Origin of the sequence: Desulfuromonas acetoxidans DSM 684, from assembly GCF_000167355.1 — a bacterium.
Lineage (GTDB): Bacteria > Desulfobacterota > Desulfuromonadia > Desulfuromonadales > Desulfuromonadaceae > Desulfuromonas > Desulfuromonas acetoxidans.
This window is the reverse complement of sequence record NZ_AAEW02000002.1, coordinates 24,372-48,597: the sequence shown is the minus strand read 5'-3', so window position 1 is coordinate 48,597 and position 24,226 is coordinate 24,372. Positions and strand designations below refer to the sequence as shown.

Annotated in this window: 22 protein-coding genes and 3 tRNA genes; 9 read left to right on the top strand and 16 right to left on the bottom strand. The window is 51.9% G+C overall.

The features are described from left to right. Positions 1–15 precede the first annotated feature (15 nt). The 12 genes from DACE_RS01620 to DACE_RS01565 all read right to left on the bottom strand — a co-directional run bounded on the left by DACE_RS01620 (position 16) and on the right by DACE_RS01565 (position 9,482). Entirely contained in the window at positions 16–399 is a 384-nt protein-coding gene (locus tag DACE_RS01620) for a hypothetical protein (RefSeq protein WP_005997803.1), read from the bottom strand. Next, positions 396–758 carry a YkvA family protein gene (locus tag DACE_RS01615; protein WP_005997801.1) on the bottom strand — a complete coding sequence of 121 codons (363 nt, stop codon included), beginning with the start codon at positions 756–758 and terminating at the stop codon, positions 396–398. Before DACE_RS01615 ends, DACE_RS01620 begins: the two co-directional genes overlap by 4 nt. Beyond that, positions 755–1,111, bottom strand: coding sequence for a hypothetical protein (locus DACE_RS01610; RefSeq protein ID WP_040365885.1), 357 nt, complete (start codon positions 1,109–1,111; stop codon positions 755–757). The genes DACE_RS01615 and DACE_RS01610 overlap by 4 nt, the downstream gene beginning before the upstream one ends. Positions 1,112–1,614: 503 nt before the next feature. After that, a tRNA-Glu gene (locus DACE_RS01605) sits at positions 1,615–1,692 on the bottom strand. A gap of 13 nt (positions 1,693–1,705) precedes the next feature. Beyond that, positions 1,706–1,781: transfer RNA gene (locus DACE_RS01600), tRNA-Lys, on the bottom strand. A 65-nt stretch (positions 1,782–1,846) separates the two neighbouring features. Beyond that, complete coding sequence (locus DACE_RS01595) at positions 1,847–3,142, bottom strand: adenylosuccinate synthase (protein WP_005997797.1); 1,296 nt, start codon at positions 3,140–3,142, stop codon at positions 1,847–1,849. 18 nt (positions 3,143–3,160) lie between these two features. Then, positions 3,161–4,441: an ATP phosphoribosyltransferase regulatory subunit gene (gene hisZ, locus DACE_RS01590; RefSeq protein ID WP_040365884.1), complete on the bottom strand. Its 1,281-nt coding sequence runs from the start codon at positions 4,439–4,441 to the stop codon at positions 3,161–3,163. 70 nt (positions 4,442–4,511) lie between these two features. Further along, positions 4,512–6,107 (bottom strand): phosphoglycerate dehydrogenase, encoded by a 1,596-nt coding sequence (gene serA / locus DACE_RS01585; RefSeq protein ID WP_394708468.1) that lies wholly within the window; start codon positions 6,105–6,107, stop codon positions 4,512–4,514. Positions 6,108–6,279: 172 nt separating this feature from the next. After that, entirely contained in the window at positions 6,280–6,480 is a 201-nt protein-coding gene (locus DACE_RS01580; RefSeq protein WP_005997791.1) for a cold-shock protein, read from the bottom strand. Between the two features lie 252 nt (positions 6,481–6,732). Beyond that, positions 6,733–6,903, bottom strand: a complete 171-nt coding sequence (locus DACE_RS01575) for a DUF362 domain-containing protein (protein ID WP_040365883.1) — start codon at positions 6,901–6,903, stop codon at positions 6,733–6,735. A gap of 162 nt (positions 6,904–7,065) precedes the next feature. After that, positions 7,066–9,243, bottom strand: a complete 2,178-nt coding sequence (gene feoB, locus DACE_RS01570; protein WP_005997789.1) for a ferrous iron transport protein B — start codon at positions 9,241–9,243, stop codon at positions 7,066–7,068. Beyond that, on the bottom strand, positions 9,243–9,482 hold the full coding sequence (locus DACE_RS01565; RefSeq protein WP_005997779.1) for a FeoA family protein: 240 nt from the start codon (positions 9,480–9,482) through the stop codon (positions 9,243–9,245). Before DACE_RS01565 ends, feoB begins: the two co-directional genes overlap by 1 nt. 198 nt (positions 9,483–9,680) lie before the next feature. On the opposite strand from DACE_RS01565, the gene DACE_RS16915 reads away from it, so the two are divergent. Continuing rightward, complete coding sequence (locus DACE_RS16915; RefSeq protein WP_005997777.1) at positions 9,681–10,343, top strand: alpha/beta fold hydrolase; 663 nt, start codon at positions 9,681–9,683, stop codon at positions 10,341–10,343. A gap of 80 nt (positions 10,344–10,423) precedes the next feature. Here DACE_RS16915 and DACE_RS01550 read toward each other — a convergent pair whose 3' ends face one another. Beyond that, entirely contained in the window at positions 10,424–12,742 is a 2,319-nt protein-coding gene (locus DACE_RS01550) for a GSU2204 family CXXCH-containing (seleno)protein (protein ID WP_272940843.1), read from the bottom strand. Positions 12,743–12,769: 27 nt separating this feature from the next. Next, a complete protein-coding gene (locus DACE_RS01545; protein WP_005997767.1) occupies positions 12,770–13,804 on the bottom strand; it encodes a GSU2203 family decaheme c-type cytochrome in 1,035 nt (344 codons plus the stop codon). Positions 13,805–14,074: 270 nt separating this feature from the next. Here DACE_RS01545 and DACE_RS01540 point away from each other — a divergent pair, with 270 nt between their 5' ends. From DACE_RS01540 to DACE_RS01520, 6 genes are all read left to right on the top strand, one after another. Further along, positions 14,075–14,983 carry a LysR family transcriptional regulator gene (locus DACE_RS01540; protein WP_005997766.1) on the top strand — a complete coding sequence of 303 codons (909 nt, stop codon included), beginning with the start codon at positions 14,075–14,077 and terminating at the stop codon, positions 14,981–14,983. Further along, the gene (locus DACE_RS01535; RefSeq protein ID WP_005997765.1) at positions 14,983–15,645 is read left to right on the top strand and encodes an endonuclease III domain-containing protein; all 663 of its coding nucleotides are present in this window, start codon (positions 14,983–14,985) and stop codon (positions 15,643–15,645) included. The genes DACE_RS01540 and DACE_RS01535 overlap by 1 nt, the downstream gene beginning before the upstream one ends. Positions 15,646–16,116: 471 nt before the next feature. After that, positions 16,117–18,909, top strand: a complete 2,793-nt coding sequence (gene ileS, locus DACE_RS01530; RefSeq protein ID WP_005997764.1) for an isoleucine--tRNA ligase — start codon at positions 16,117–16,119, stop codon at positions 18,907–18,909. 2 nt (positions 18,910–18,911) lie between these two features. After that, entirely contained in the window at positions 18,912–19,400 is a 489-nt protein-coding gene (gene lspA, locus DACE_RS01525) for a signal peptidase II (RefSeq protein WP_005997763.1), read from the top strand. A gap of 19 nt (positions 19,401–19,419) precedes the next feature. Beyond that, the gene (locus DACE_RS18395) at positions 19,420–19,557 is read left to right on the top strand and encodes a hypothetical protein (protein ID WP_176290180.1); all 138 of its coding nucleotides are present in this window, start codon (positions 19,420–19,422) and stop codon (positions 19,555–19,557) included. Positions 19,558–19,642: 85 nt separating this feature from the next. Beyond that, positions 19,643–19,719: transfer RNA gene (locus DACE_RS01520), tRNA-Pro, on the top strand. A 95-nt stretch (positions 19,720–19,814) separates the two neighbouring features. Here the strand turns inward: DACE_RS01520 and DACE_RS01515 are convergent. Both DACE_RS01515 and DACE_RS01510 read right to left on the bottom strand, forming a co-directional pair. Continuing rightward, positions 19,815–21,344: a SulP family inorganic anion transporter gene (locus DACE_RS01515; protein ID WP_005997762.1), complete on the bottom strand. Its 1,530-nt coding sequence runs from the start codon at positions 21,342–21,344 to the stop codon at positions 19,815–19,817. A gap of 246 nt (positions 21,345–21,590) precedes the next feature. Next, on the bottom strand, positions 21,591–22,073 hold the full coding sequence (locus DACE_RS01510; RefSeq protein ID WP_005997761.1) for a DUF4124 domain-containing protein: 483 nt from the start codon (positions 22,071–22,073) through the stop codon (positions 21,591–21,593). Between the two features lie 365 nt (positions 22,074–22,438). Between DACE_RS01510 and DACE_RS01505 the strand changes: the two genes are divergently transcribed. Beyond that, positions 22,439–22,777 carry a P-II family nitrogen regulator gene (locus tag DACE_RS01505; protein WP_005997760.1) on the top strand — a complete coding sequence of 113 codons (339 nt, stop codon included), beginning with the start codon at positions 22,439–22,441 and terminating at the stop codon, positions 22,775–22,777. Between the two features lie 30 nt (positions 22,778–22,807). Then, on the top strand, positions 22,808–24,208 hold the full coding sequence (locus tag DACE_RS01500; RefSeq protein WP_005997759.1) for an ammonium transporter: 1,401 nt from the start codon (positions 22,808–22,810) through the stop codon (positions 24,206–24,208). Positions 24,209–24,226: the final 18 nt, after the last annotated feature.

The following is a 24,226-nucleotide window of genomic DNA, read 5'->3' as shown; positions in this document are numbered from 1 at the left end:
TGTTTGTGTGAAAGGTTAAGAAGAGTGAGCCGCAGCTTCCGCCTTGAGAACTTCGATCAGATGCAGATCAAGCCAAGGACCAGCTTCCAGAAAAACCGCGATGGTCTTGTCAGCATCAATAGCGACCACCATTTCGTAAATATCCCGGCCTACTTCGCGGTGGAGCTCAACATGCTCGAAGCCCAGCCATTCATTGTCCAACAGGTCATAAAGGCCGCCTTGAGCCAGGTCGGTTAATTGAGTCAGGTCATCACCCGGCTCCAGCCAGATCAGATAGCCGAAGATGTCTGGATCATAGATATCGTCTGTGCCTTCAAACTCTTGCATCCGCTTGATGACAAGTTCAGGCAGAATCCCCTTGAGGGATTCTGCCTGTTGGGTCGATGTAATACGGATCATGGTAAGTCTCCTGAGCTGTGACCAAACTGTTCAGCACGTTCTTCCGCGCATTGTTTGATCTCCCGGCTTATCAGGTTATTGAGGGATGCCAGTATCCCCGTCATCAGAGCAATGTCGTCAACAAAGCCACCCGGTAACGGGTCGGGTATCGCATCTATCGGGCAGATCAGATAACCCAGAACGGCGATAATAGAAAGTCTAACGGCGTAGGGTGTTTCCTTGGCCTTGAGCAGCTCATATAGCAAGCAGGCCTTAAGTACGATCAGACGTAACGCTCGGCCCGAGAGATCTTGCAATTTCATCGTCAGCTTCTCGGAACTGTAATGCCTTTCGTAGTCGGGGAAGGTGGGAAGACTCATGACAGTTCCTCCGTGATTTTCTTTCGCCAGCTATCAGGGAGCCATTTCTTGTCCGGGATAATAAGGGTGATTACACACTGATTGTCACGCAGCAGTCGGCACAGATACGCCTCGGCGTTGGAAATATGCTCAATGCTTTCAAATGGAATACGATGAAACATTGCCCCGAATTGGTTGATCACGGTTTTATCCGTGTCGCAATGCTCCAGAAGGAAGACCGCGCCGTCATCGGCTTCAAGGCGGGAACTGTGAGCGATCGATAGTTCAACAGTCAGGATCTGTTCAATCAATGCTGCAAGTGGTGGGGCAAGGTCGGATTGTTGAATGTCTTTCAAGCAAGCGTACTGTTTCATAAGGGTTACCTCCGTAGATAGGGTTGATATCAAGGAGGTAATATCTATTTGAACAGGTCGATATATACGGAAACGGGGACTGCAGATCACGGACCTTTGCTGTGTTTCGTTTGAAGATGTCACAAGGGGTATTTTAACCGAGTAGGTGACGGTAAAGGAAGTTGATCCATTGCTCACGCGCACTGGTAGCTGGGTAGGAAAGTCATAGAGGATTCTCTCTGACGAAATGGTATGTGGGTCAATCTGGGATCAATCTAAAAGAAATCAGACCAACCTACAACCAACCTTGTGAGGAATCCGTAGTTGGATTGTGTCGGTAACTCTGGGCGGATTTTTGCCAAAAATGGAGTAGTTTGGATCTGGGGGATTTTTTTAATCTGTGGGAAGGATGAACTAAGCGAAACGAGATGCTGGGGGTGGTTTGATTGGTGGTGCAGGTTTGTAACATACTGATAAGAAAGTAAAAAGCCCTGCCGATCAGTGATCAGCAGGGCTATATGCTTTGGCGTCCCCAGGGGGATTCGAACCCCCGTCGCCGCCGTGAAAGGGCGGTGTCCTGGGCCAGGCTAGACGATAGGGACTTATGTATAAAAATGGTGAGCCGGGGGGGGATCGAACCCACGACCATCTGATTAAAAGTCAGATGCTCTACCAACTGAGCTACCGGCTCACAACGAGGAGTGTTATACGTGATGACCCTATTGAAGTCAACCCTTTTTTCTAACCTAAAATAAATTATCCGGCAAATGGATTGCGCAGTTGAATTGTTTGGTCTCTGCGCGGGCCGACAGAGGCAAGAACAACTGGGCAACCGGTAATTTCCTCGAGCTTATTCAGATAATTTTTCACTTTGTCAGGGAACTCTTCATAGCTTGTTACGGCGCTGAGTGCGCACTTCCACCCTTCAATTTCTTCATAGACCGGTTTGCATTCTTTGAGGACGTTGGCGTCCTGGGGAAATTCTTCGAGCAGTTCCCCTTGGTAGGAATACGCGGTGCAGACTTTGATGGAATCAAGTCCGTCCAGAACATCCAGCTTGGTGATCGCCAGTCCGGTCAGGCCGTTGGTGCGAACTGCTTCGCGTAATGCCACCGCGTCAAACCAACCCGTGCGACGGGGGCGGCCGGTTGTCGCGCCGAATTCGGAACCTGCTTTACGCAGGGTCTCGCCCATCTCGTCATGCAGTTCCGTCGGGAACGGGCCCTCGCCAACGCGGGTAACATAGGCTTTGGAAATGCCGATAACCTCATTGATGAAGCGTGGGCCAAATCCGCTGCCAATTGCTGCTCCGCCAGCGCATGTGGATGAGGAGGTGACATACGGATAAGTGCCGTGGTCAACATCGAGTAGGCTGCCCTGGGCGCCTTCAAACAGGATGTTTTGGCCCTGTTTGCGGCAGTCGTCAAGCAACAGCGAGGCGTTCCCAACATATTTTTTCAGGATTTCACCGTAAGCATTGTATTCCTCAAGAATCTCTTCTTCAGTCAACGGGGAATCCTTGAGGAAGTTTTCCAGCAGAAAGTTTTTCTCTGGAAGGAATTCCTTGACCTTCATGGCAAAGACTGTCGGGTTGATCAGGTCGGACAGGCGAATGCCACGGCGACCGACCTTGTCTTCGTAGGTGGGGCCAATGCCGCGGCCTGTCGTGCCGATGCGGCGCTCACCCGGCTTGTTTTCACGCGCAATATCAATTTTCTTATGGTACGGCATGATAATATGGACGTTGCGGTCGATGATCAGTTGAGAATCGTCCGTCATGTAGCCTTTTTTCTTCAATCCCTCGATCTCTTCGATGAAAACCTTGGGATCGAGAACGACGCCATTACCAATGATGCAGCGTTTGCCTTTGTGGAGGATGCCGGAGGGGATCAGGTGCAGGACGGTTTTTTCATCACCAACTACCAGAGTATGTCCAGCGTTGTTGCCACCCTGGTAGCGCACGACTGCATTGGCATTCTCCGTATAGATGTCAACGACTTTGCCTTTGCCCTCATCGCCCCATTGGGCACCAACGATTACAACGTTTGCCATTTTTTTTCTCCTTATTTGCTACAGCTTAATTTGACCACTGGTCAGCTCGGCCATCGATATGGTGGTGTTCTGGCCATCGCTCAGCGTTTTTACTTCGATTTGGTCCGAAGTCGCTGTAACGGTCATTAAATATGTAAAGTTCATTTTCTTGGCGTATGTTTGTGCTTGCTCCAATGTCCGTGGGATGTCGATACAGACCGAGCGACCTTGAGCCCTTAACTGGCGTGCGACGCTGTGGGCTTGACCTGTTTCGTTGTCGCAGCAGTGGATGAGGATTTCCGTTGCCGGCTGAATAGTTTGGCTCAACTCGTCAGACATGGAAAACAGCAGGTTGAGCAGGTTGAACGCAAACCCGGTTGCCGGTGCTTGCAATCCATATCCAGCGGTCAAATTGTCATAGCGGCCACCGAGGCAAACCGCTTGACCGTAACCACTCAGGAAGCCTTGGAACGTGATGCCGGTATAGTAGTCAAGACCGCGCAGTTCGCCTAAGTCAACGGTAATATGCTGATCAACACCATAAATCTCCAGTGTTTTCAGAACGCTGTGCAGGTCGTCCAGAGCGCGTTTTGAGCGATCGTTAGTAACGACGGTTGCCGCCTGATCAAGAACGCTGCGGTTGCCAAACAGGCGAGGCAGGGCAAGGATTTCATCTTTTTCTGCGTCACTGATGTTCAGCGTTTCGAGATGTTGTTTCAGGCTTGAACTGTCTTTGCGCAGAATATCTTGCTGAACGGCGCAAAGATCCTGCGGGGTAAGGTTGAGGGAGTTGAGTGCCCCGCGGTAAAATTCAACTTGACCAATATCAATGGTGTATTGCGGTGTGGCAAGGCGGTCAAAGCATTCCAGCGCCATCGCGATCATTTCAGCATCTGCTTGAGGCCCGTTGTGGCCGATCAGTTCAACACCGGATTGAAAAACTTCCCGATCTTTTCCGGCCTGCTCTTCGGTATGACGCAATACGCGGCACGAATAGCACAACCGCTGCGGGAGTGGAGCTTCCTTGAGACGGGTGGCGAAAATCCGCGCGACTTGTGGCGTGATGTCAGGAGGAAAGGCCAGCAGCTTACCACTTTGGCGATCATCAAAGCGCAGTGTGCACTCTTTAAGATCATTGCCGAGACCCTGTTCCAAAACATCGAGGAATTCGAGGGACGGCGGTGTGATCGGCTGGAATCCCCACTGCTTGAATACGTCGTGCAGACAGCTTTTTAGGTGTTCAATCTTTACTGAATTGAGGGGCAGAAAGTCTTTTACTCCCTTGGGGATCATCGCTTCAATGGTTGCGGTTGTTTTCATGATGCTCTCTTCTTGTGGCAGCACGGCCGCCTTTGGGATCTTAAATAGTAAATGAACCGTATCGAATGGCTTATGGGAGATCAATCTGAACGGCGGAGAGAATGCTGTCGTGTCGACGCAATTCTTCCATGACCTGTTCTGGGATTTTGTGATCCACAGTGACCAGGCTCATGGCGTCCCCGGTGGATTTTTGTCGTGATAAATTCATCATCGCGACATTGATCTCAGCTTCTGCCAATAAGCGTCCGAGCAGGGCGATTACGCCGGGACGGTCCAGGTTGCGGACCACCAGAAGGTGCCCGCTCGGAATCGTCTCAATGGCATAATCATCCACACCGATAATGCGGCACTCACGGTTGTTAAAGATGGCGCCGCGCACCGATTGGCTTCCCTGTTCTCCCGAAACGATCAACTCTATCATGTTCGAGAAGCCGTCGGCAACATTTCTGCGCGTTTCAGTGACAGTTATTCCCCGTTCCCGTACAACATGAGTGGCGTTGACATAGTTAATCCGGTTGCCGATGATTGGAGTGAGAAAGCCCTTGAGCAGCGTCATTGTCATCGGTTCCATCGGGTGGCTGGTGAGGTCGCCGCTGTATTCAATGGTGATGGCATTAAACGGCATGTGCAATAGTTGAGCGAGAAATAGTCCCATGCGTTCAGCCATGTCGAGATAGGGGCGCATGGCCTCAAGGTGGTCAATGCTGATGGATGGAACGTTCAGGGCGTTGCGCACGGTTTTATTGGTGAGAAAGTCAATCACTTGGTGGGCCGCCTGGACCGTCACGTTGGTCTGGGCATCCACTGTCGCTGCCCGCAGATGTGGTGTGCAGATGACATTGTCCATGTGTAACAACCGGTTGTCCGGTGCCGGGGGTTCCGTTGCAAAGGTATCAAGCGCTGCACCGGCAAAGGTCCCATCTGTCAGTGCGTTGACCAGATCGTCTTCATTGATCAGACCCCCAAGGGCGCAGTTGATCAAACGGCAGCCGGGTTTAACCATGGCAAACGTTTCGGCGTTGAGGATCTGTTCCGTTTCCAGTGTCAGCGGCAGGTGGAGCGAGATGAAATCCGCCGTTGATAAAAGATCTTCAAGTGAGACTTTACTGGCCCCCAGTCGCGTAATCACCTCTTCGGAAAGATAGGGATCGTAAAGGTTGACATGCATATGCAGGCCGCGAGCGTATTCAATGACACGACGGCCAATTTTTCCGCCGCCGATGACACCGAGTGTTTTATCGTTGATATCCGAACCGAGGAATTCTGTTGACTGCCATTTCCCTTGGCTCATTGATTCATGGGCTTGAGGAATCAGGCGAGCTAGGGACATCATCATTGCGATGGCATGCTCGGCAATTGTTGTGGTGCTCCCCAGTGGGGTGTTGGTGACAACGATGCCCTTTATGTTGGCCGCGTCCATGGCGATGTTCTCAACGCCGATGCCAGCGCGGGCGATAATTTTCAGCCGCTTGGCGGCAAAGATCAGTTCTTCGCTGACCGTGGTGCCGCCGCGAACGATCAAAGCATCATAGTTGTTGATGATTTTCAGAAGATTGTCGTGGGTGATACCGGGTTGATAGTCTGCAGTGATGCCTTCAGCCTCGTCGAAAAGCTTTAAACCGGCAGAGGAAAAGTTGTCTGAAATGAGAACTTGCAAGAAGGTCACCTCGACGCAAGGTCGATCATCTATCGGGAGGTTTGTAATGTAAACAGTTTGACCTTAAGCAACCTAGCAACAGCCCGGAGAGGTGTCAAGGTCAAAGAGGGGTGGAATTTAGCCGCAATAAAAAAGGCCCTGCCGGGTTGGCAGGGCCTTTGTAATTTTTTAATTCGATTTTTTACAGCTTGATGACGTTAGCTGCTTGAGGGCCTTTCTGGCCATCAGTAATTTCGAATTCGACGCGATCGCCTTCAGCGAGGGATTTGAAGCCGTCGCCTTGGATCGCTGAAAAGTGAACAAATACATCCGGACCACCATCTTGCTCAATGAAACCAAATCCTTTTGCGTCATTGAACCACTTTACTGAACCTTGTGCCATTGTGAACTACTCCTTTTTTAGCCGGCAGCGCCGGTCTGTCAGTGTGCCGACAGCCGGAATTCTGTGGTGCGTTATTTCGTACCGTAAATCAAAAGAAATTCCGTACTAAACTGCAGGCATAAGATTACGCTAACATGACGCGAAGTGGGTGGGCAAGAAAAAAGTGCCTGGATTACGTGTAAGATACTAAATCTACACAATAAAAAAGCGCCGACGTTGCCGCCGGCGCTTTTTTATGAAACAGTTTGGCGATTAGCCTTCGACGATTGCGCCTACCGGGCAAGCATCAGCACATGCACCACAGTCAGTGCAGGTGTCAGCGTCGATAACGTACTTGTCAGAACCCTCAGAGATAGCCTCTACCGGGCAGCTGTCTTCACATGCACCGCAGCTGGTGCAATCTTCAGTGATTTCGTAAGCCATTTTAAATCTCCTTTAGCATGGTTAAATCGTGGGCTGTCTAACCAGCCCGATTGTATAAACTGACTCTCAATATACAGAGTTTTCTTGTCATGTCTAGCAAAAAAATGGCGAGTTCTCTCACCCGTCAACAGGCCTGTTTATGGTTGTTTCCGAGTTGTAAGGTCAGAAAAGACGCAGGCCTGTCTGGTAAACCAGAGTAGCTAGACCAAAAGCGATGGCGGTATTGAAAAACAGAGCAAAACAGGCCCAGCGCCATGAGGTTTCGCGCGCCATAACAACAATCGTGACAAAGCAGGGGGCGTAAAGCAGTACAAACAAAATGGCACTGATGGCACTGATGCGGTTCCAGTCGTTGTCTTTGGCGATGCGGTCAATCAGGCTGGTAGGCTCGTCGGAATCAACTTCGCCAAGGGAATAGGCTGTTCCCAGAGTTGAAACGATCACTTCTTTAGCGGCGACGCCACCGATCAGTGCGATATTGGTCCGCCAGTTAAACCCGGCCCAGGAACTGATCGGCTCAAGCATTTTTCCGAGTTGGCCGGCAGCAGAGGACTTTAGAGCCTCAAGGCTTTGACGGCGTGAAATCTCTGTGAGTTGACCTTCTAACTGGGCAACTTGCTCTGTGGTATTCGCATGCCTCAACTGCTGTTGCAGTTGGCTCCGTTGAAGGTTAAAGGATTCGGTTTGGGTGTGGTCGGGGCGGGGGAAGGTCATGGCCAGCCAGAGCAGAATGGAGATCGCCAGAATGACGGTGCCGGCTTTCTTGATGTATTCCCAGGTTCGTTCCCACGTGTGGATCAGTATCCCCTGCAGTGTCGGCCAGCGGTACGGAGGAAGTTCCATGACAAACGGCGTTGATTCGCCGCGGATCAGGGTTGATCGCAGTAGCCGAGCAACCAGCAATGCCATGGCCCAGGCCGTCAGCGTGATTCCGAACATGATCAGAGGCCGGTATTCGGCAAAGAATGCTCCAATCAGCAATAAAAAAACCGGAATTTTGGCGCCGCAAGGCATAAACGGAGCGGTCAGGATGGTGGCTAATTTTTCGCGGGGACTGCGTAAGGTGCGTGCCGCCATAACGCCTGGAACGGCGCATCCACCGGCAATGCCGCCGGAGATGATAAACGGCATGACTGAGCTGCCGTGCAAGCCAAACGTGCGAAAGATCTTGTCCATCATGTAGGCCACCCGGGCCATGTAGCCGCAATCTTCGAGGAACGCGATCATGATAAACATGATGACAATGAGCGGGACAAAGCTCAGGACACCGCCAACGCCGTCGATAACGCCGGAGACCACAAGCGATTGCAGGTAGCCGCCGTCCGGCAGCCAGCCACCAACAGTTCTGCCCAGCCATGAAAACAGAAATTCAAGGGCTTGAAGAGGATAGTCCCCCAGTGTGAATGTGATCTGAAACATCAGGTAGAGCAAGATCATCATCAAGGCGGGGCCGAAAACCTTATGGGTCAGAACCTTGTCCAGGTTATCGGTCAGGTCCATCCGTTCAACATCTTCGGGGTAGGTGACAATGCCCCGTTTCAGTAGAGAATGGATGAAACCGTAACGGTAGTCGGCAATGATCGCTTCGGGAAACGAGTTTAACGTTTTTGCACAGTGGTCACGTAGATTTTCAACAATACTGTTGAGTTCGTCGGCAATGGATGGGTTTTCTTTGCGGCCCTGTTCAATGATTTGCTCATCGTCTTCGAGGTATTTGATGGCCAACCATCGTGACGGATAGCGCTGGGTCAGAAACTGGTGCTGCTCGATTGCGGTGATGAGTGTTTCCAGCACCGGATCAATGTCCGGGCCGTAGGAAATTTGCAATGGTTGCCAGGTAGACTGGTCTTCCGCCGCTTCGATAATGCGGTCGAGCAGTTCCGGCTTTCCTTCTCCACTGCGGGCCACGGTGCCGACCACTGGACAGCCCATGCCTTTGGCCAGCTTTTTCAGGTCAATGGACATTCCCTTGTTGCGGACATCGTCCATCATGTTCAGCGCCAGGAGGATTGGCGCACCAAGCTCCATAAATTGAATGGTCAGGTAAAGGTGCCGTTCAAGTTTCGTAGCATCAACGACATTGACTACCAGTTCAGGGCGTTCCTCTACCAGAACTTGACGGGCAACCAGTTCTTCCTGGGTGTAGGCTGTCAATGAGTAACATCCGGGCAGGTCAACGATATTGAGTTCGGTCTCCTGATGAATCAGGCGGCCTTCTTTGCGCTCGACGGTGATGCCGGGGTAATTGCCAACATGTTGCCGTGACCCGGTGACATTATTGAATAAGGTCGTTTTGCCGGCATTCGGGTTGCCGGCAAATGCGACGTGGCAGGATTGCATCAGTTCGAATCTTTCTTGGCGACGTGGATATAATCGGCCTCGTTGTTACGTAGTGTCAGAGTGAAACCGCGTAAGCGCAAGGCGACGGGGTCTTTCAGTGGTGCGCGACCGATAATTTCAATTTCAGTGCCGGGAACAAGCCCCATGTCGCGCAGGCGGCGTCCCATTTCCCCCGGAGCCGTGACCGAAGTGATGGTTGCTTTATCGTGAACTTGTAACAAACGGATAGATGCGCTCATAAGGGTACCATGTTGAATAAATTGAGTATTCTTTGATTTTGAAAGTGTATTTCATTATAGTTTTGCCGGAGTGTGAGTCAAGGACAAACGCATGTTGGGCTGTTAATGTTATGATGTTGACCTTTTGATTCACACACTGACACGATAAGTTGATTTTTAAAACATCAAAATGTAGGCAACTCTCTTGGGGGAAAGATCATGGGCGGACGTCTTATTTTGCTTCCCGGCTTGGCAGCGGATGAACGGATGTATCAAGGGATTAACTGCTCGTGTCGTGAACTGGTGACGCCGCGACTTCTCATTCCTCGGCGGCAGGAAACCATGGCCTGCTATGCCCGACGTCATGTTGAGGCGCTGGATGTCGCTGCCGATGATGTGGTCGGTGGCTGTTCGTTTGGCAGCCTGGTGGCCAGTGAAATTGCCCGCCAGCACCCCTGCCGGGGGCTGGTTTTACTCAGTGGCGCAGTCTCGTCACAAGCGGTTGTCTCAAAAGGGCAGCAGTTGAATCGCTGGGCGACGTGGATCCCCTATCCTGTGATTCGGCATATTCTGACTCGTCGTTGGTTTTTGCAGCGCGTGTTTGGTGGTGGAACTGAGGCGCAGTTGGCGCTGGGTCGGACGATGATTCTCGAAGCACCTGCACAGCTCGTACGAGAGGGTGGGCGGCTGGCGGTCAGCTATTTTCCTCAACAGGATATTGCGGTTCCGGTTTTTGCCCTTCATGGAGCTCAGGACCAGGTGATTCGCCCGCCGCAGTTATCTGAGCTGGAACTTCTTGATGAGGCCGGCCACGGCATGGTAGTGAGTCATGCCAACACGGTATCGCAGTTTCTTGACAGATGCTGTCAGGAGCTGTTTTGAGGTATTGCAATGCCAGCGAAAATAAAAAAAGCCCGGCTGCATAAAGCGGCCGGGCTTTTTGTTGTGCATCCTGAAACGGATTAGAAGCTGTAACCGAAGGCTACATAACCCGTATAGGAATCACCATCTTCATCACCGTAGACATACATCTCATCAGATTCGAAGATGTCGTAGGTACCCGAAATCTTCGTATAGAAGGCATCGGAGAAGTTGTAAGTGGCGCCGAGAGTGATCTCGTACTGCTCGTATGAGAGGTCAGAGTACTCGTCGATCAGGTTGTTCTGGTCTACAGAATCGTAGTTGTACGCACCGCCACCCATGATGAGGGAAGCGCGCTCATAGAAATCCCAATCCCATTCGTCGTCAGCTTTGTTGTACACAACGCTGGCGTTGAGGTTGAGCTTTTCTGTCGCCTGATAGTCGGCAGTGAAAGAAACAGTGTGTACTTGGGACTCATACTCAACGATGTCACAGATCGACCCAAACTGGGCCGAAGAAACTGCGTTCGCTCAGCCATGGTACCAGCCAACGCAGGCACGGTTTTCAGTGTCCTGGTTGTTGAAAGTGTACGACATGGTGAGGTTGAGTTTGTCGCTCGGGGCATACCAGAAGGTAACGCCGGGAACATAAGTCGTCTGCTCGTATTCTACGTCGTCGTTCTCTTCGTAGCGAACGCGGGCAAACAGGGTGGCTGCCATGTTGGCAGACGGTGCCCAAGTGGTGCTCAGCTTGGTTTCGTGAACCGTATCAGGCTCCGTTGTGGCATCCATAGTACGGTTGGGATAGACGCTATTCCAGTACCATACTGCCGTGGCGCTGTTGTTCTCGATGCCGTAGTAGTCTGCTGTGTCGAGGTACCACAGGCCGGAACCGAGGGGATCCTCAGTGCCGATACCTTGGGCAATACCGGTAACGTCTTCACCACCGAACGGATCATCAATATCCTGGTAAGTGTAGCTGATGCGGCCGGACAGCTTGTTGCTCAGGCGAGTTTTCAGAGCAGCTTTGAAGCTGTGGGTTTCAGTTTCGCCCAGCTCTTCTTCAACGCGCTCAACTTCTTCGTACTCGTAGCCCAGGCGCAAAGTGGTGGCTTTAGCCAGACGGATAACTACGTCAGCACCAGCGTCAGTGACTTCGCGTTCTTCAGCAGAGTGGTACTCGTCGCTTGCACCGAAAGGCAGCAGGGACAGAGCGGGGTCAGCGTCGTAGCGAGCAGAATCTTCGCGGGCCTGATAGTAGATCTCGTTGTCGTCTGCTTCGATCTCATAGTAAGAACCGCGCAGGGACAGGCTGATCATTTTGTTGAACTTGGTGGCCAGCTTGGCACCGAAAGATTCGTACTCGGTGGTCAGCGTGTCGCCGTCAAGCAGTTGGTAGTCGGTTTGAGTTTCCGACTTGGAGCTGTCTACTTCAGATTTAACATAGCTTGCAGTGATGCTGGTGTTGCGGGGCAGATCAACGCGCGCCTTGATCATGTGTGTCTCTTTTTCAGAGTCAGGCGTACGGTTGAGCTCCAGGTCGCCCGCTTCATAAATCAGCTGGTCTGCCGCAGAGGGGTTGCCAGCATCTTCGTAGTAGCGGGTCGGGGTGGTGCTGTCTTCGTCAAAGTAACGCGTGAGGTACTCATAGTCCACGGTCAGGATACCGAATTTACCGGTAGCGCCGAAGGTGTACTCTTCAGTGATCTCATCGATGTCTTTGCCAACGGCAGAAACGTGACAACCGTCACACTTGGACAGGCCGATGGCTTGTTCCATGCCCTCGCGTGTTTCAATGCGAATGCCTGCCTTGAACGTCACGTTAGGCAGTTGGGGCAGAGTCAGTTCTGCTTCGTTTTTCCACTCTTTGCGGGTCACGATATACTCGTTATCCAGCTCTTGAGCGTAAGCTTCAGCAGCATCATAGTTCAGGGTAACGCCACCGACTGAGGTAACACCAATCTCGGCCAGGTCGGCAAAGATTTTATCGGTCGTTACAGAAGGCTGGGAACCGCCGGTGTCCTCACGGGCGGTGGCGCCCATCTGGTCCAACGTTTCATGATCCTTCCAGTGTTGCATAACACTGTACTCGCTGCCGAGTTTGAAAATACGACCTGCGTCGATTTCCAGAGCATGCTGCTGATCGCGAGCGCCATTAACTTCACTCTCGACTTCCAGCAGGAAAGAACCTTTTTCAAATTCCAAGTCCAGTTTCGGTGCCAGAGCAACCCCGTCATCCTTATGGACTGTTGCGAATTCATTTACACGTGCTGCATTGTCCTTGGTGGTGACAGCACTCATGCCTAGTTCCCAAGAACCGGACAGGTGGGCTTCGTCACCTTCAGCTGCTGCCACAGTGGCAGTGGCCAGCATCGCCAGGACGGACATCAATGCAAGCAGCCACAATCGGCTTTGCTTCATAGTTTTGCCTCCTATTAATACGAGCTGTTAACGAGTCAGGCCGTGGCCACTGAGTGGCTGGGACGGATAGTCACTGCCGTGGACAACCTTGTGACAGGTTGAGCACTTGGTGCCGAATGATGTCTGGAAACCCTCAGTTCCATGGGGGTTTGCAGTTTCCGTCATACCTGGAACTGTTGCGATGGTGCCAGCCGGGCTTCCTGGTGTCTGGGCAGAGTTGCGCAGAATGTGGAAGTGACCTTCATGGCATTGCAGGCACAGGAACGGCTCGTTTTGTACCAACAGGTTGTTTGCAACACTGCCGTGGGGGTCGTGGCAGATGGTGCAATCATCTTCAACCGGTGCATGGCCGAAGACAAAGGGGCCTTGGTAACGCGTATGGCAGTTCAAGCACAGATCGTTAAGACGCTCATCCGTGTTCAGGGACTCACCAACAGCACCGTGAGTGTTGTGGCAGCTGGAGCAGTTCATCTTGCCTTCAGCCAAAGGATGGCTGGAAGGGAAGTGTGATTTTGCCTGCTCTTCCTGGTGGCAGCTGTAGCACAGCTCAGGATCTTCCATCTTCAGGCTGAATTTGCCTTCGCCGTCATGGATGCTGTGGCAGTCGACACAACCGACATCGCTCAGAGCGTGAGCACTGTGGGTGTAGTCCATCAGTTTGCCGTCGGTGTGACATTTGGCGCAGATTGCCGATGCTTCGTCAGAGAGCAGTTCTGCAGGGCGCAGAATCATCTCAGTGTCGCCATCGTTATCAACGTGCTGGCTGCCGGGACCGTGGCAGGATTCGCAGCCTTTTTCCGCGCCCATCAGCTCCCAGGTTGCCAGGCGACCGTGAATGGTCTTGGCGAAGCCTTCAGCCGATGTAGAGGTGGCGAACATGTCGCCGGCCATGTCGTCGTGGCAGTCTGCGCAGGTCTCTTGACCGACGTAGCATGCACCTTCGATCACAGGCAGGGTCAGTACTTTTTCCCGGATACTTCCTGTGGCGCAAGCGCCAAGGATGAGTAGCAGGGGAAGAGCCTTCACCAGCCATGAGGCCTTGGTGTTGAACTTCCTTCGCATGTTTTCTCCTTTCGTTCTTCCTCCAATGATGTGCCCTGACCTTGGTTCTTTCCCGTATACCCATTAACGCTGTGTCGCTGGCGGGAAAGTTAAGGTCAAGAAAAACAGAGAGTTAAGCATGAAATGACTGTCCGATCATATTTATGCATAACGCCCACGTTTGATATCACTGTGTACAATACTTTTACGAGCTGGTAGTGTAAAACGAATCATTTTAATGGCTACATAAGCTTGGCTTATAGAATCCTTTTTTCATATTCGGAATACCCTATGGAAACACAATATCTAAAGACATTACTTATCGCTGCAGAAGAGGGGAGTTTCTCTCGGGCGGCGGCGAAACTGCATTTAACCCAATCCGCTGTCTCGCAACGGACCAAGAGCCTTGAAGCGTGTTGCGGCGAGCAGCTTCTCGATCGTTCCGGTGCGGTGTTGGAGCCGACGGCTGCTGGTCGCATTGTCCTTGAAGGGGCGCGGCGTATTCTGGATATGGAAGAGCAGATGCTGCAGGAGTTGCGATCACTGACGGACCGGCAGCATCTTTATATCTGTTGCACCCCGGCCTTTGGCATGGCACATCTGCCGCAAATTCTTAAACGCTTCATGCAGGAGTTCGGTGAAGTGGAGGACCTCAAGTTTTTGTTCGGTGCGCCGTTGCAGGCCTTGGACGGTATCAAAAACGGCGAGTTTGATGTGGCAGTCATTGAGCATCTTGCCGATATGGATTTTGGCACGATGCGTCATATGGACCTGCCCCAAGACGAGATGATCTTTGTCAGCTCACCAACCTATGGTCCGACAGCGCATGACATCACCCTGGAAGATATTCAGCAGTGTAACTTTATCACCCGGCGCGATGGCTGTAGCTGTCGTGATTTGCTGAGCTTCAACTTAAAAGGCACCGGGGGGGATCTTGCGGACTTCCGTCGCGTCATGGTGCTGGATGATTTCAGTCTGATCATCAAAGAGGTTCTGGCCGGGCAGGGGGTGACGTTTATTTCCCGCTCTGCGGTGCAGGAGTATCTTGATGAGGGGCGCCTGCTTGAGCACCATGTTCCCGGCTTTCACTGCTACCGACATCGCAGCATTGTGGCCAGAGAGTGTGAGTCGTCCGCGTCATTAAAGAGGGCGTTCATGGAGAGTGTCTGTCGTCACTTTGAACTCGATCCCGGTGAGTAATGGCATTACCCTCTTTAACGCGCGTTTTTGAGTTGTTGCTCGAACGGTTTGGTTCCCAATCGTGGTGGCCCGCCGATGATACATTTGAGATGATGGTGGGCGCGGTTTTGACTCAGAACACTGCATGGCGCAATGTGGAACTGTCCATTGCTGCTCTTAAAGAGGCTCAGGTGATGACCCCCTTGGCGTTACACCGGCTTGAGCACCAGGAGTTGCAGGTCTTGATTCGCAGCTCTGGATTCTTTCAGCGTAAGAGTCAGTGTTTGAAAAATCTGGCGGCAGTGATTTGCCGTGACTATCAGGGGCGGGTGGATTCTTTTCTCGGCGGAGATCTGCACGCTGTCCGTCAGCGGCTTCTCGACCAGCCCGGTATTGGCCCGGAAACGGCTGACTGCATGGTTCTGTATGGTGCCGGTCTTCCCATTTTTGTCGTTGATGCCTATACTCGCCGAATCTTCTCCAGATTGGGGTTGCTTGACGCCAAAGCACGTTACGACATGGTCCAGCGCTACGCGATGCAGCACCTTCCTGCTGACACCTCGCTATTTAATGAATTCCATGCATTGTTGGTTGAGCTGGGTAAGGTCTGTTGTCGTAGTCGTAATCCCCGTTGTGAGGCGTGCCCGTTAAATCAACACTGCCGGAGCGCCTTCAGTCGCTAACTTTGCCAGGAATAAATTGTTAGCGATGTCGGCTCGCGAATTTCTCACAAGTGATCTTCTGGATAGTCGGCCTCACGAATAAATACCTTGATCGTGTTTGACACCACCCGCAATCTTCCATTTTCGAGGATGAGAACCTGACGAAGGTTTGATCGGTTGAAATGGATTTTGATCGGTTTATTGCGTTTGTCAGGTTTTAATCCTGTCTATTCCTCTTTGTGCGGTTTTCGCTTTCAGGCCATTGCCTGTATTTCGTTTGAGTAACTAAGCGAAAGAAAATCGTTCCCTGGTCTTTTCTCAGGACCGGTCTTTAAATGTTAACCGGGCTCATGTCCGCCGTTTTTCTTGACTTCCTAGGCTATTCTGATAACTTGATTTGCTTATTTTCAACCTGTTTTTCCGTACCGAAAAACTGTCGGGCGGGAGCTTGCCATATATATTATATATAAATCAGTCAAAGGCGAGGACACCATGGACTACAAAGATACCTTGAATCTGCCGAAAACAGACTTCCCCATGCGCGGCAATCTGCCCAAGCGGGAACCTGAAATGCTGCAACAGTGGGAGAAGATGGACCTCAACGGCGAGATCCGCAAAGCCACTGCCGGACGGCCCCGTTTTACATTGCATGACGGTCCTCCGTATGCCAACGGTCATACCCATATCGGCCACGCACTGAACAAGATTCTCAAGGATATTGTCCTCAAAAGCCGCCGCATGCAGGGCTTTGACGTGCCTTATGTTCCGGGCTGGGATTGCCACGGCTTGCCCATCGAATTGATGGTGGATAAAAAGCTCGGCAAGAAAAAGCGCGACATGACGAAGGCTGAAATCCGCCGTGAGTGCCGCAATTATGCCACTGAATGGGTGGACACCCAGGCCAGTGAATTTAAACGGCTGGGTATCTTTGGTGAATGGGACGATCCCTATCTAACCATGCACGACAGCTATGAAGCGGCCACCGCCCGAGAATTGGCGCGCTTCGCTGAACGTGGAGGTCTGTACAAAGGCAAGAAACCGGTGCACTGGTGTTCCTCCTGTGTGACCGCCCTGGCGGAAGCCGAGGTGGAATACGCCGATCACGTCTCACCATCCATCTTTGTTAAGTTTCCCTATGTGGATACGTTGCCCGTCGAACTGAACGCTCTCGAAGGCAAGTCGCTTTATTTTGTCATCTGGACGACGACACCGTGGACCATTCCCGCCAACCTGGGCATCTGTCTTAATCCTGAACTGGACTATGTCGCGGTGGAAGTGGCTGGTGGTGATGTGCTGGTTCTGGCCGAAGGATTGTATCAGGGCGTGCTCAAGGAGTTGGAGCTCGAAGGGCAGGTCATTGCCAGCTTCAAAGCACCGCTGTTTGAAAACAAGCGGTGCCGTCATCCGTTCTATGAGCGTGATTCCCTGGTTATTCTTGGCGACCATGTCACTCTGGAAGCCGGTACCGGCTGTGTTCATACCGCTCCCGGTCATGGTCACGATGACTATGTCGTTGGTCTGAAGTACGGTCTGGATATTTACAATCCGGTCGATGATTACGGCCGTTATCGTAAAGATGTCGAACTGTTTGGCGGCATGAAGCTGGCCGAGGCCAATGATGCTGTGTGCGACAAGCTGACCGAGGTGGGCGCGTTGCTCAAGGTCAGCAAGGTGGAGCACAGTTATCCGCACTGCTGGCGCTGTAAAAAACCGGTTATTTTCCGGGCGACGGCACAGTGGTTTATCTCCATGGAGAAAAACGACCTGCGGCAGCAGGCGCTTAAACACATCAACGATGTGCAGTGGATCCCCGGCTGGGGGCGTGAGCGCATCTACGGCATGATTGAGAAGCGTCCCGACTGGTGTATCAGTCGTCAGCGGACCTGGGGCGTGCCGATTACGGTCTTCTATTGTGCCGAATGTGGAGAGGCGTTGGCCGACGGCAAGACCATGCATCATGTCGCCGATCTGTTTGAGGACGGCGGGAGTGATCAGTGGTACGAAAAAGAGGTCAGTGAATTGCTGCCCGAAGGGACTGTGTGTCCCTCCTGTGGCCACGACCACTTTACCAAAGAGTCCGATATTCTTGATGTCTGGTTCGATTCCGGTGTTTCACACGCTGCCGTGGTTGAAAATCGCGATTATCTCGATTCCCCGGCCGATCTCTATCTCGAAGGCAGTGATCAGCATCGTGGTTGGTTCCATTCCAGCCTGTTGGCTGCGGTGGGTACACGTGGCGTTGCGCCTTACAAGGCCGTATTAACGCACGGCTTTGTTGTGGATGGCAATGGGCGCAAGATGTCCAAGTCGCAGGGTAATGTTGTTGCTCCCGATGCCGTGATCAACAAGTTTGGTGCCGAAGTGCTGCGCCTGTGGGTGGCGGCACAGGATTACCAGGACGATATCCGGATCAGTCAGGAGATTCTTCAGCGACTGTCGGACGCCTATCGGCGGATCCGTAATACGGCGCGTTACATCCTCAGCAATATTTACGATTTTGATCCGGCAACGGACAGTGTTGCCGATGGTGATCTGTTGGAGCTCGATCGCTGGGCGTTGTCACGCCTGGAAAGTCTGGTTGGCCGAGTGGAAAAAGCCTACAATGATTACGAATTCCACATGCTGTATCATGCCGTCCATAATTTCTGCAGCGTTGAATTGAGTTCCATTTACCTGGATATCCTCAAGGATCGCGTCTACACTGCTGCACCCAACAGTGTGGCGCGACGCAGTGCTCAGACGGCCATGTATCGTATTCTTGATGCCTTGACCCGCCTGATTGCACCGGTGCTGTCGTTTACAGCGGATGAAATCTGGGCACAAATGCCGGGTGAGCGTGAAGCCAGTGTCCACTTGGCTGGATTCCCCCGCTTTGAAACCAGCCTGCTCGACAGCGGACTTGATGATCTTTATCAGCAACTGTGGACTGTGCGCTCCGAAGTGTCCAAAGCACTTGAGCTGGCACGTGATGCCAAGCTGATCGGTAATTCTCTGGAAGCCAAAGTTACGGTTGCCGTCAGTGATGACGCCTGCCGTACATTGCTAGAGAAATATGCCGAGCAATTGCCAACCCTGTGGATTGTGTCTCAGACTGACCTGGCGGAGTCCGTTGCCGATGGTTACGCGTCCGAGAAGATTGACGGTCTGAAGATTCTGGTTGAAAAAGCCGCTGGTGACAAATGCGAACGGTGTTGGAATTACTCAACTCAGCTCGGTGAAGACAGCGACCATCCCCAGGCCTGCCCGAAATGTCTTGCAGCTCTGAAAGAGCGGGGTCAAGCCTGACGATGGCGCAGCGCTATCGTCTCCTGATTCTGGTCACGCTAGTTGTGCTGGTGGGCGATCAATGGAGTAAGTGGTATATTGATCACACCATGACATTGCACCAGAGCCGTACGGTGATTGAGCACTTTTTTAATATCACCTATGTTCACAACAGTGGTGCGGCTTTCGGTATCCTGGCCAACAGTGAGCTGCGCCTGCCGCTTTTGTCGGGTGTTGCCCTGATCGCTTGTGGCGTGATCGGTTGGATGTTTTGTAAGTTGCCGTTAACGGCATTTTGGCAACGTTTTGGTCTGGCGCTGGTCTTTTCCGGAGCGCTTGGTAATCTGATTGACCGGGTGCGTCTTGGTGTGGTGATTGATTTTCTCGATGTCCACTGGTATCACCACCATTGGCCGGCATTCAACGTTGCTGATTCGGCCATCACCGTCGGAGTTGGTCTGTTGCTGGTCGATTTGTGGCAGGAAGAACGACGCAAACGGAAACACGCCTGATCATGACAAAGGAGGTCGAATGAAGACTTTGATCGCGTCATTATTGTTGATCCTTGTGTTGACACTGACCGGATGCGAGTGTATCGGCGGCCTGGGCCGTGATATCCAGTACGCAGGACACTGGTTGGAAGATACCTCCGAAAGCGTACGAAAATAATTTCTTTTTCGAGGTGGAAATCTGGTGAAACCTCTTGCCTTTTTCTAAACCTCGTGGTACTACATTGAGCCGTTGAAAATGATGTCGGGGCGTAGCGCAGCCTGGTAGCGCACCTGCTTCGGGAGCAGGGGGCCGGAGGTTCAAATCCTCTCGCCCCGACCATTAATTTTCGATTGATTCTGTGATCATAGCCCTACTTCAATATGTGAAGTAGGGCTTTTCATTTTTTGCCGCCCACGCGACACATTTCCTTCCCGTTACGCCAACTGATCAACCGCCACCCGATAGCGTGGATCTTCAATCACGTTGACCTCAATCATGCTGCCCGCATTGGCCAGCAATGAGCGGCATTCAGGGCTGAGATGCTTGAGACGTAACTTTTTTCCCTGGCCGAGATAGCGTTCGGTCAAACTGTTGACCGCCTCCAGACCTGAATGATCACAGACGCGTGAGTCGCGGAAGTCGATCACCACTTCGTCGGGGTCTTTGCTCGGGGTGAATTGTTCGTTAAAAGAGCGTACTGAGCCGAAAAACAGCGGCCCGTTCAAGTGGTATGTCTTAACGCCGTCGTTATCAAGAGAGGTTTCTGAATCGATCCGACGGGCACTTTGCCAGGCAAAGACCAGCGCTGAAACAATCACTCCGGTCGCCACGGCAATAGCCAGGTCGGTGAAAACCGTGACCGCGGAAACCAGTACCAATACCAAAGCGTCAGAGAACGGAATTTTGTGCAGAATGCGCAGGCTCGACCAGGCAAAGGTGCCGATCACCACCGTAAACATCACACCGATTAACGCAGCCAGTGGGATCATCTCAATCAGGCTGGAGGCAAAAACAATAAAACACATGAGTGCTAAGGCTGCTGTGATCCCTGACAAACGTCCGCGGCCACCGGAGTTGATATTGATGATGCTCTGGCCAATCATGGCGCAACCACCCATGCCGCCGAAAAACCCCGTAATGATATTGGCGACGCCCTGACTGATGCACTCCCGGTTGCCACGCCCGCGGGTCTCGGTGATTTCATCGATCAGTGTCAATGTCATCAACGATTCGATTAGACCGATCGCCGCGAGGATCACCGCGTAGGGAAGGATAATCGCCAGAGTGTCAAGGCCTGGCGAGACCATGGGCAGGTGAAAGGAAGGCAATGCGCCGGATACGGAAGCCAGGTCGCCAACCGTGCGGGTGTCCAGGTTGAAGATGTGCACTAGTGCCGTGACCACTAAAATAGCCGCGAGTGCCGAGGGGAAGGCCAGGGTCAGCTTGGGAAGCAGGAAGATAATTGCCATTGTAATCGCAACCAGTCCGAGCATCAGGTAGAGGGACTGGCCATGGAGCCAGTGAAGTTTTCCTGTTGTATCAGCGACCTTGAACTGACCGAGTTGAGCAAGGAATATGACGATGGCAAGGCCATTGACGAACCCGAGCATCACCGGATGGGGAATCAGGCGGATGAATTTGCCGAGTCGCAATACTCCGGCCGTGACTTGAAAGATCCCCATCAGCACCACTGTGGCAAAGAGATATTCAATGCCGTGCCCAGCAACAAGATCGACCATGACGACAGCCAGGGCGCCGGTGGCCCCGGAGATCATTCCTGGACGTCCACCGATAATGGCAGTAATCAGGCCGATCATAAAGGCGGCATAAAGGCCAACCAGTGGCGCGACTCCGGCGACAAAAGCAAAGGCCACGGCTTCGGGAACGAGTGCTAAAGAGACGGTGAGACCGGACAGAATGTCGGCTTTGGCATTCGCGGATTTTCTGACAATAAAATCAAACATCGTTTTCCTTAAATAGTTGAATTTGCATTGTAATTGGGAAAAAGACGCAGATTGTATTGGTTTAGCAACAAGGAGGCAAGTTAGTTTTTTGCCATGTCGTGGGGGGGTATTTTCTAGACGCATTTCACGTGGTTGTGAAGTGCGATGCTGGTCTGGCGACGGTTCAAGGATGATGTGGTTGGAGCGGTTTTATCCAGAACGTGTTAGGTGTCCGTAAAAAAATCGCCAAGGATATGGCGGCATGACTTAGTAGCGCGTTTCCCGCATAAAATATTCTTCCGGATCGCGGTTTAAAAGTTTCAGCTTCTGCTCATACATTTTTTGTTTTGAATCGCAGTATTTGCGGTTGTTGTTTTTTTGGCAATCCCACTGGTAGTAGTGGATTCTCTCTTTGAGCATGTCTTCTTCAACGTCGACTGTTTTTTTGAATCTGCGTTTTTCAATAGCTCTCTTCATCTCATTACCGTCATTGGGTTTGGCATATTTATGTGAATTGACAGCATCTAATTGCTGGTGAACCCGACGTTGGAATGTTTCAGACGGTTGTCTTTGCGCATGGCTCTCCTGGCTGTATTCTCGAACAATAACGTCTTCTTTGCTCACACCCGAAGGTTCTTTGTTTGTGACGTGCAGTTGTCCATCGTCATCTTTCCAGGTGTAGAAGTCGGCTGACGCCAACGAGGTCAAAGAGGTAAGAAATATGGTCACTGTCAGGATGGTTTTTTTCACGTTTGCTCCTTGTTGATTTGTTAATTGAGTCTACATTTTCTACAGAGTCGCCATCAAGGGTTTTAATTTTTGCCCAGGTTGCCCGTAGTGGGGGGCAGCCTGTAAAATCACGTATTGTCCCTGGATTGATAAAAAACAGCTTGAAGTGAGATTAGTGCAACTTGTTGATATTGTGATTTTTATCCCCTTATTTGTTGAATTGGTGTAAGGTGGAGAAGCTAAGGTAAAATCTGCGATAAATGATGAGCGTCCGGGTGTGCAATGGCGCATGCACCGGTTTTCTACAGGTAACGACGCCTTTTCTTCCGTCATGGAAGAGAGGGCGTCGTTTTTTTTTAACCACATTCAGGAAAAGAGAGGGAGGCATGAAAAAAATCGATTGCATTATTAAACCCTTCAAGCTGGATGACGTGAAGACTGCGCTGACAGATCTTGGTATTGCCGGGATGACAGTAAGTGAAGTGCGTGGCTTTGGGCGTCAAAAAGGGCACATGGAGCTGTATCGTGGCGCCGAATATCAAACCGATTTCCTGCCGAAGGTCAAGGTCGAGTTGGTGGTTGATGATCAGCAGGTCAGCGATGTTGTCTCTGCTTTGCAGAAAGAAGCCTGTACGGGCCGAATTGGTGATGGAAAGATTTTTGTCACTCCCGTTGAAGAGTCAATTCGCATTCGCACCGGTGAAACCGGCAACGATTCTCTTTAAACCCACGCGATGATTTCAAGGAGGTAAAGTATGAAACGGTTACTTTCACTTATTTTGGTCGGGGCATTTCTGGCCCTGCCGGTTTTTGCGCTGGCGGATGAAGCTGCGCCGATTACGCCGGACGATGTTCAGAACAATCTCAACTTTGTCTGGACTCTTGTTGCCGCCTTTCTCGTGTTTCTCATGCAGGCCGGTTTTGCCATGGTTGAGGCCGGATTCACTCGGGCCAAAAATGCCTGCAACATTATGATGAAAAATATGATGGATTTTTCTGTCGGCGCTTTGGCATTCTGGGCCATTGGTTTTGGTCTGATGTTCGGGACTACCAACGGTTTTTTTGGTACCAGTGATTTCTTTTTCAGCGGTGCCAGCGGTGACGGAGAGGCTTGGAACTATGCCTTCTGGATGTTCCAGGTGGTTTTTGCGGCGACCGCAGCAACGATTATTTCCGGTGCCGTAGCTGAACGAACCAAGTTCAGTGCCTACCTGGTATATTCATTCTTCGTTTCCGCATTGATCTATCCGGTGTTTGGTTCCTGGGCCTGGGGCAGCTTGTTTCATGGCGCTGGCTGGCTCGAAGGGATGGGCTTCATCGACTTTGCCGGTTCAACGGTTGTTCACTCCGTGGGGGGCTGGCTGGCGTTGGCCGGTGCGATTGTTGTCGGTCCCCGCCTTGGCAAATATACCAAAGAGGGCAAGGTTAAGCCCATTCCCGGTCACAATATTCCCGTTGCCTCTCTTGGTGTCTTTCTCCTCTGGTTTGGCTGGTATGGATTTAATCCCGGCTCAACAACTACCGGTGATACCTCGATCGCCCTTATTGCCGTAACCACGACGCTGGCGGCCGCAGCGGGTGCCGTTGCTGCCATGTTGTTTACCTGGGTTAAGTTTGGCAAAAGCGATATCGGTATGACGTTGAATGGTGCGTTGGCCGGTCTGGTCGGAATCACAGCTGGATGCGCCAATGTCTCAGTGCCTTCATCCGTAGTGATTGGTTTGGTTGCCGGCGTCCTGGTCGTCCTGTCTGTTTTGTTCTTTGATAAAATTAAAGTGGATGATCCTGTTGGTGCGGTTTCTGTTCATGGTGTTTGCGGTGCCTGGGGAACCTTGGCCGCAGGCCTGTTTGACAGCGCTGGTTTTTCAATGCACACCGTTGGAGTGCAACTGATTGGTATTGCTACCTGCTTTGTCTGGGCCCTTGGTGCCGGTCTGGTGTTGTTTAAAGCGATTGACCTGGTTATTGGCATGCGCGTGACGGCTGAAGAAGAGATGACCGGTCTCGACTTTTCCGAACATGGTGCCAGTGCTTATCCGGATTTTCAGACAGTTCATCTGGGCAGTGGTGGTATGCCGGGTGGTCCCGGTGGCTTGAGCGGCCAACCTGTTGCCGCCGCTGAACCCGTGAACGGCAAGCCGGTCACACAAGCTTGATCCGTTACCACCAACACG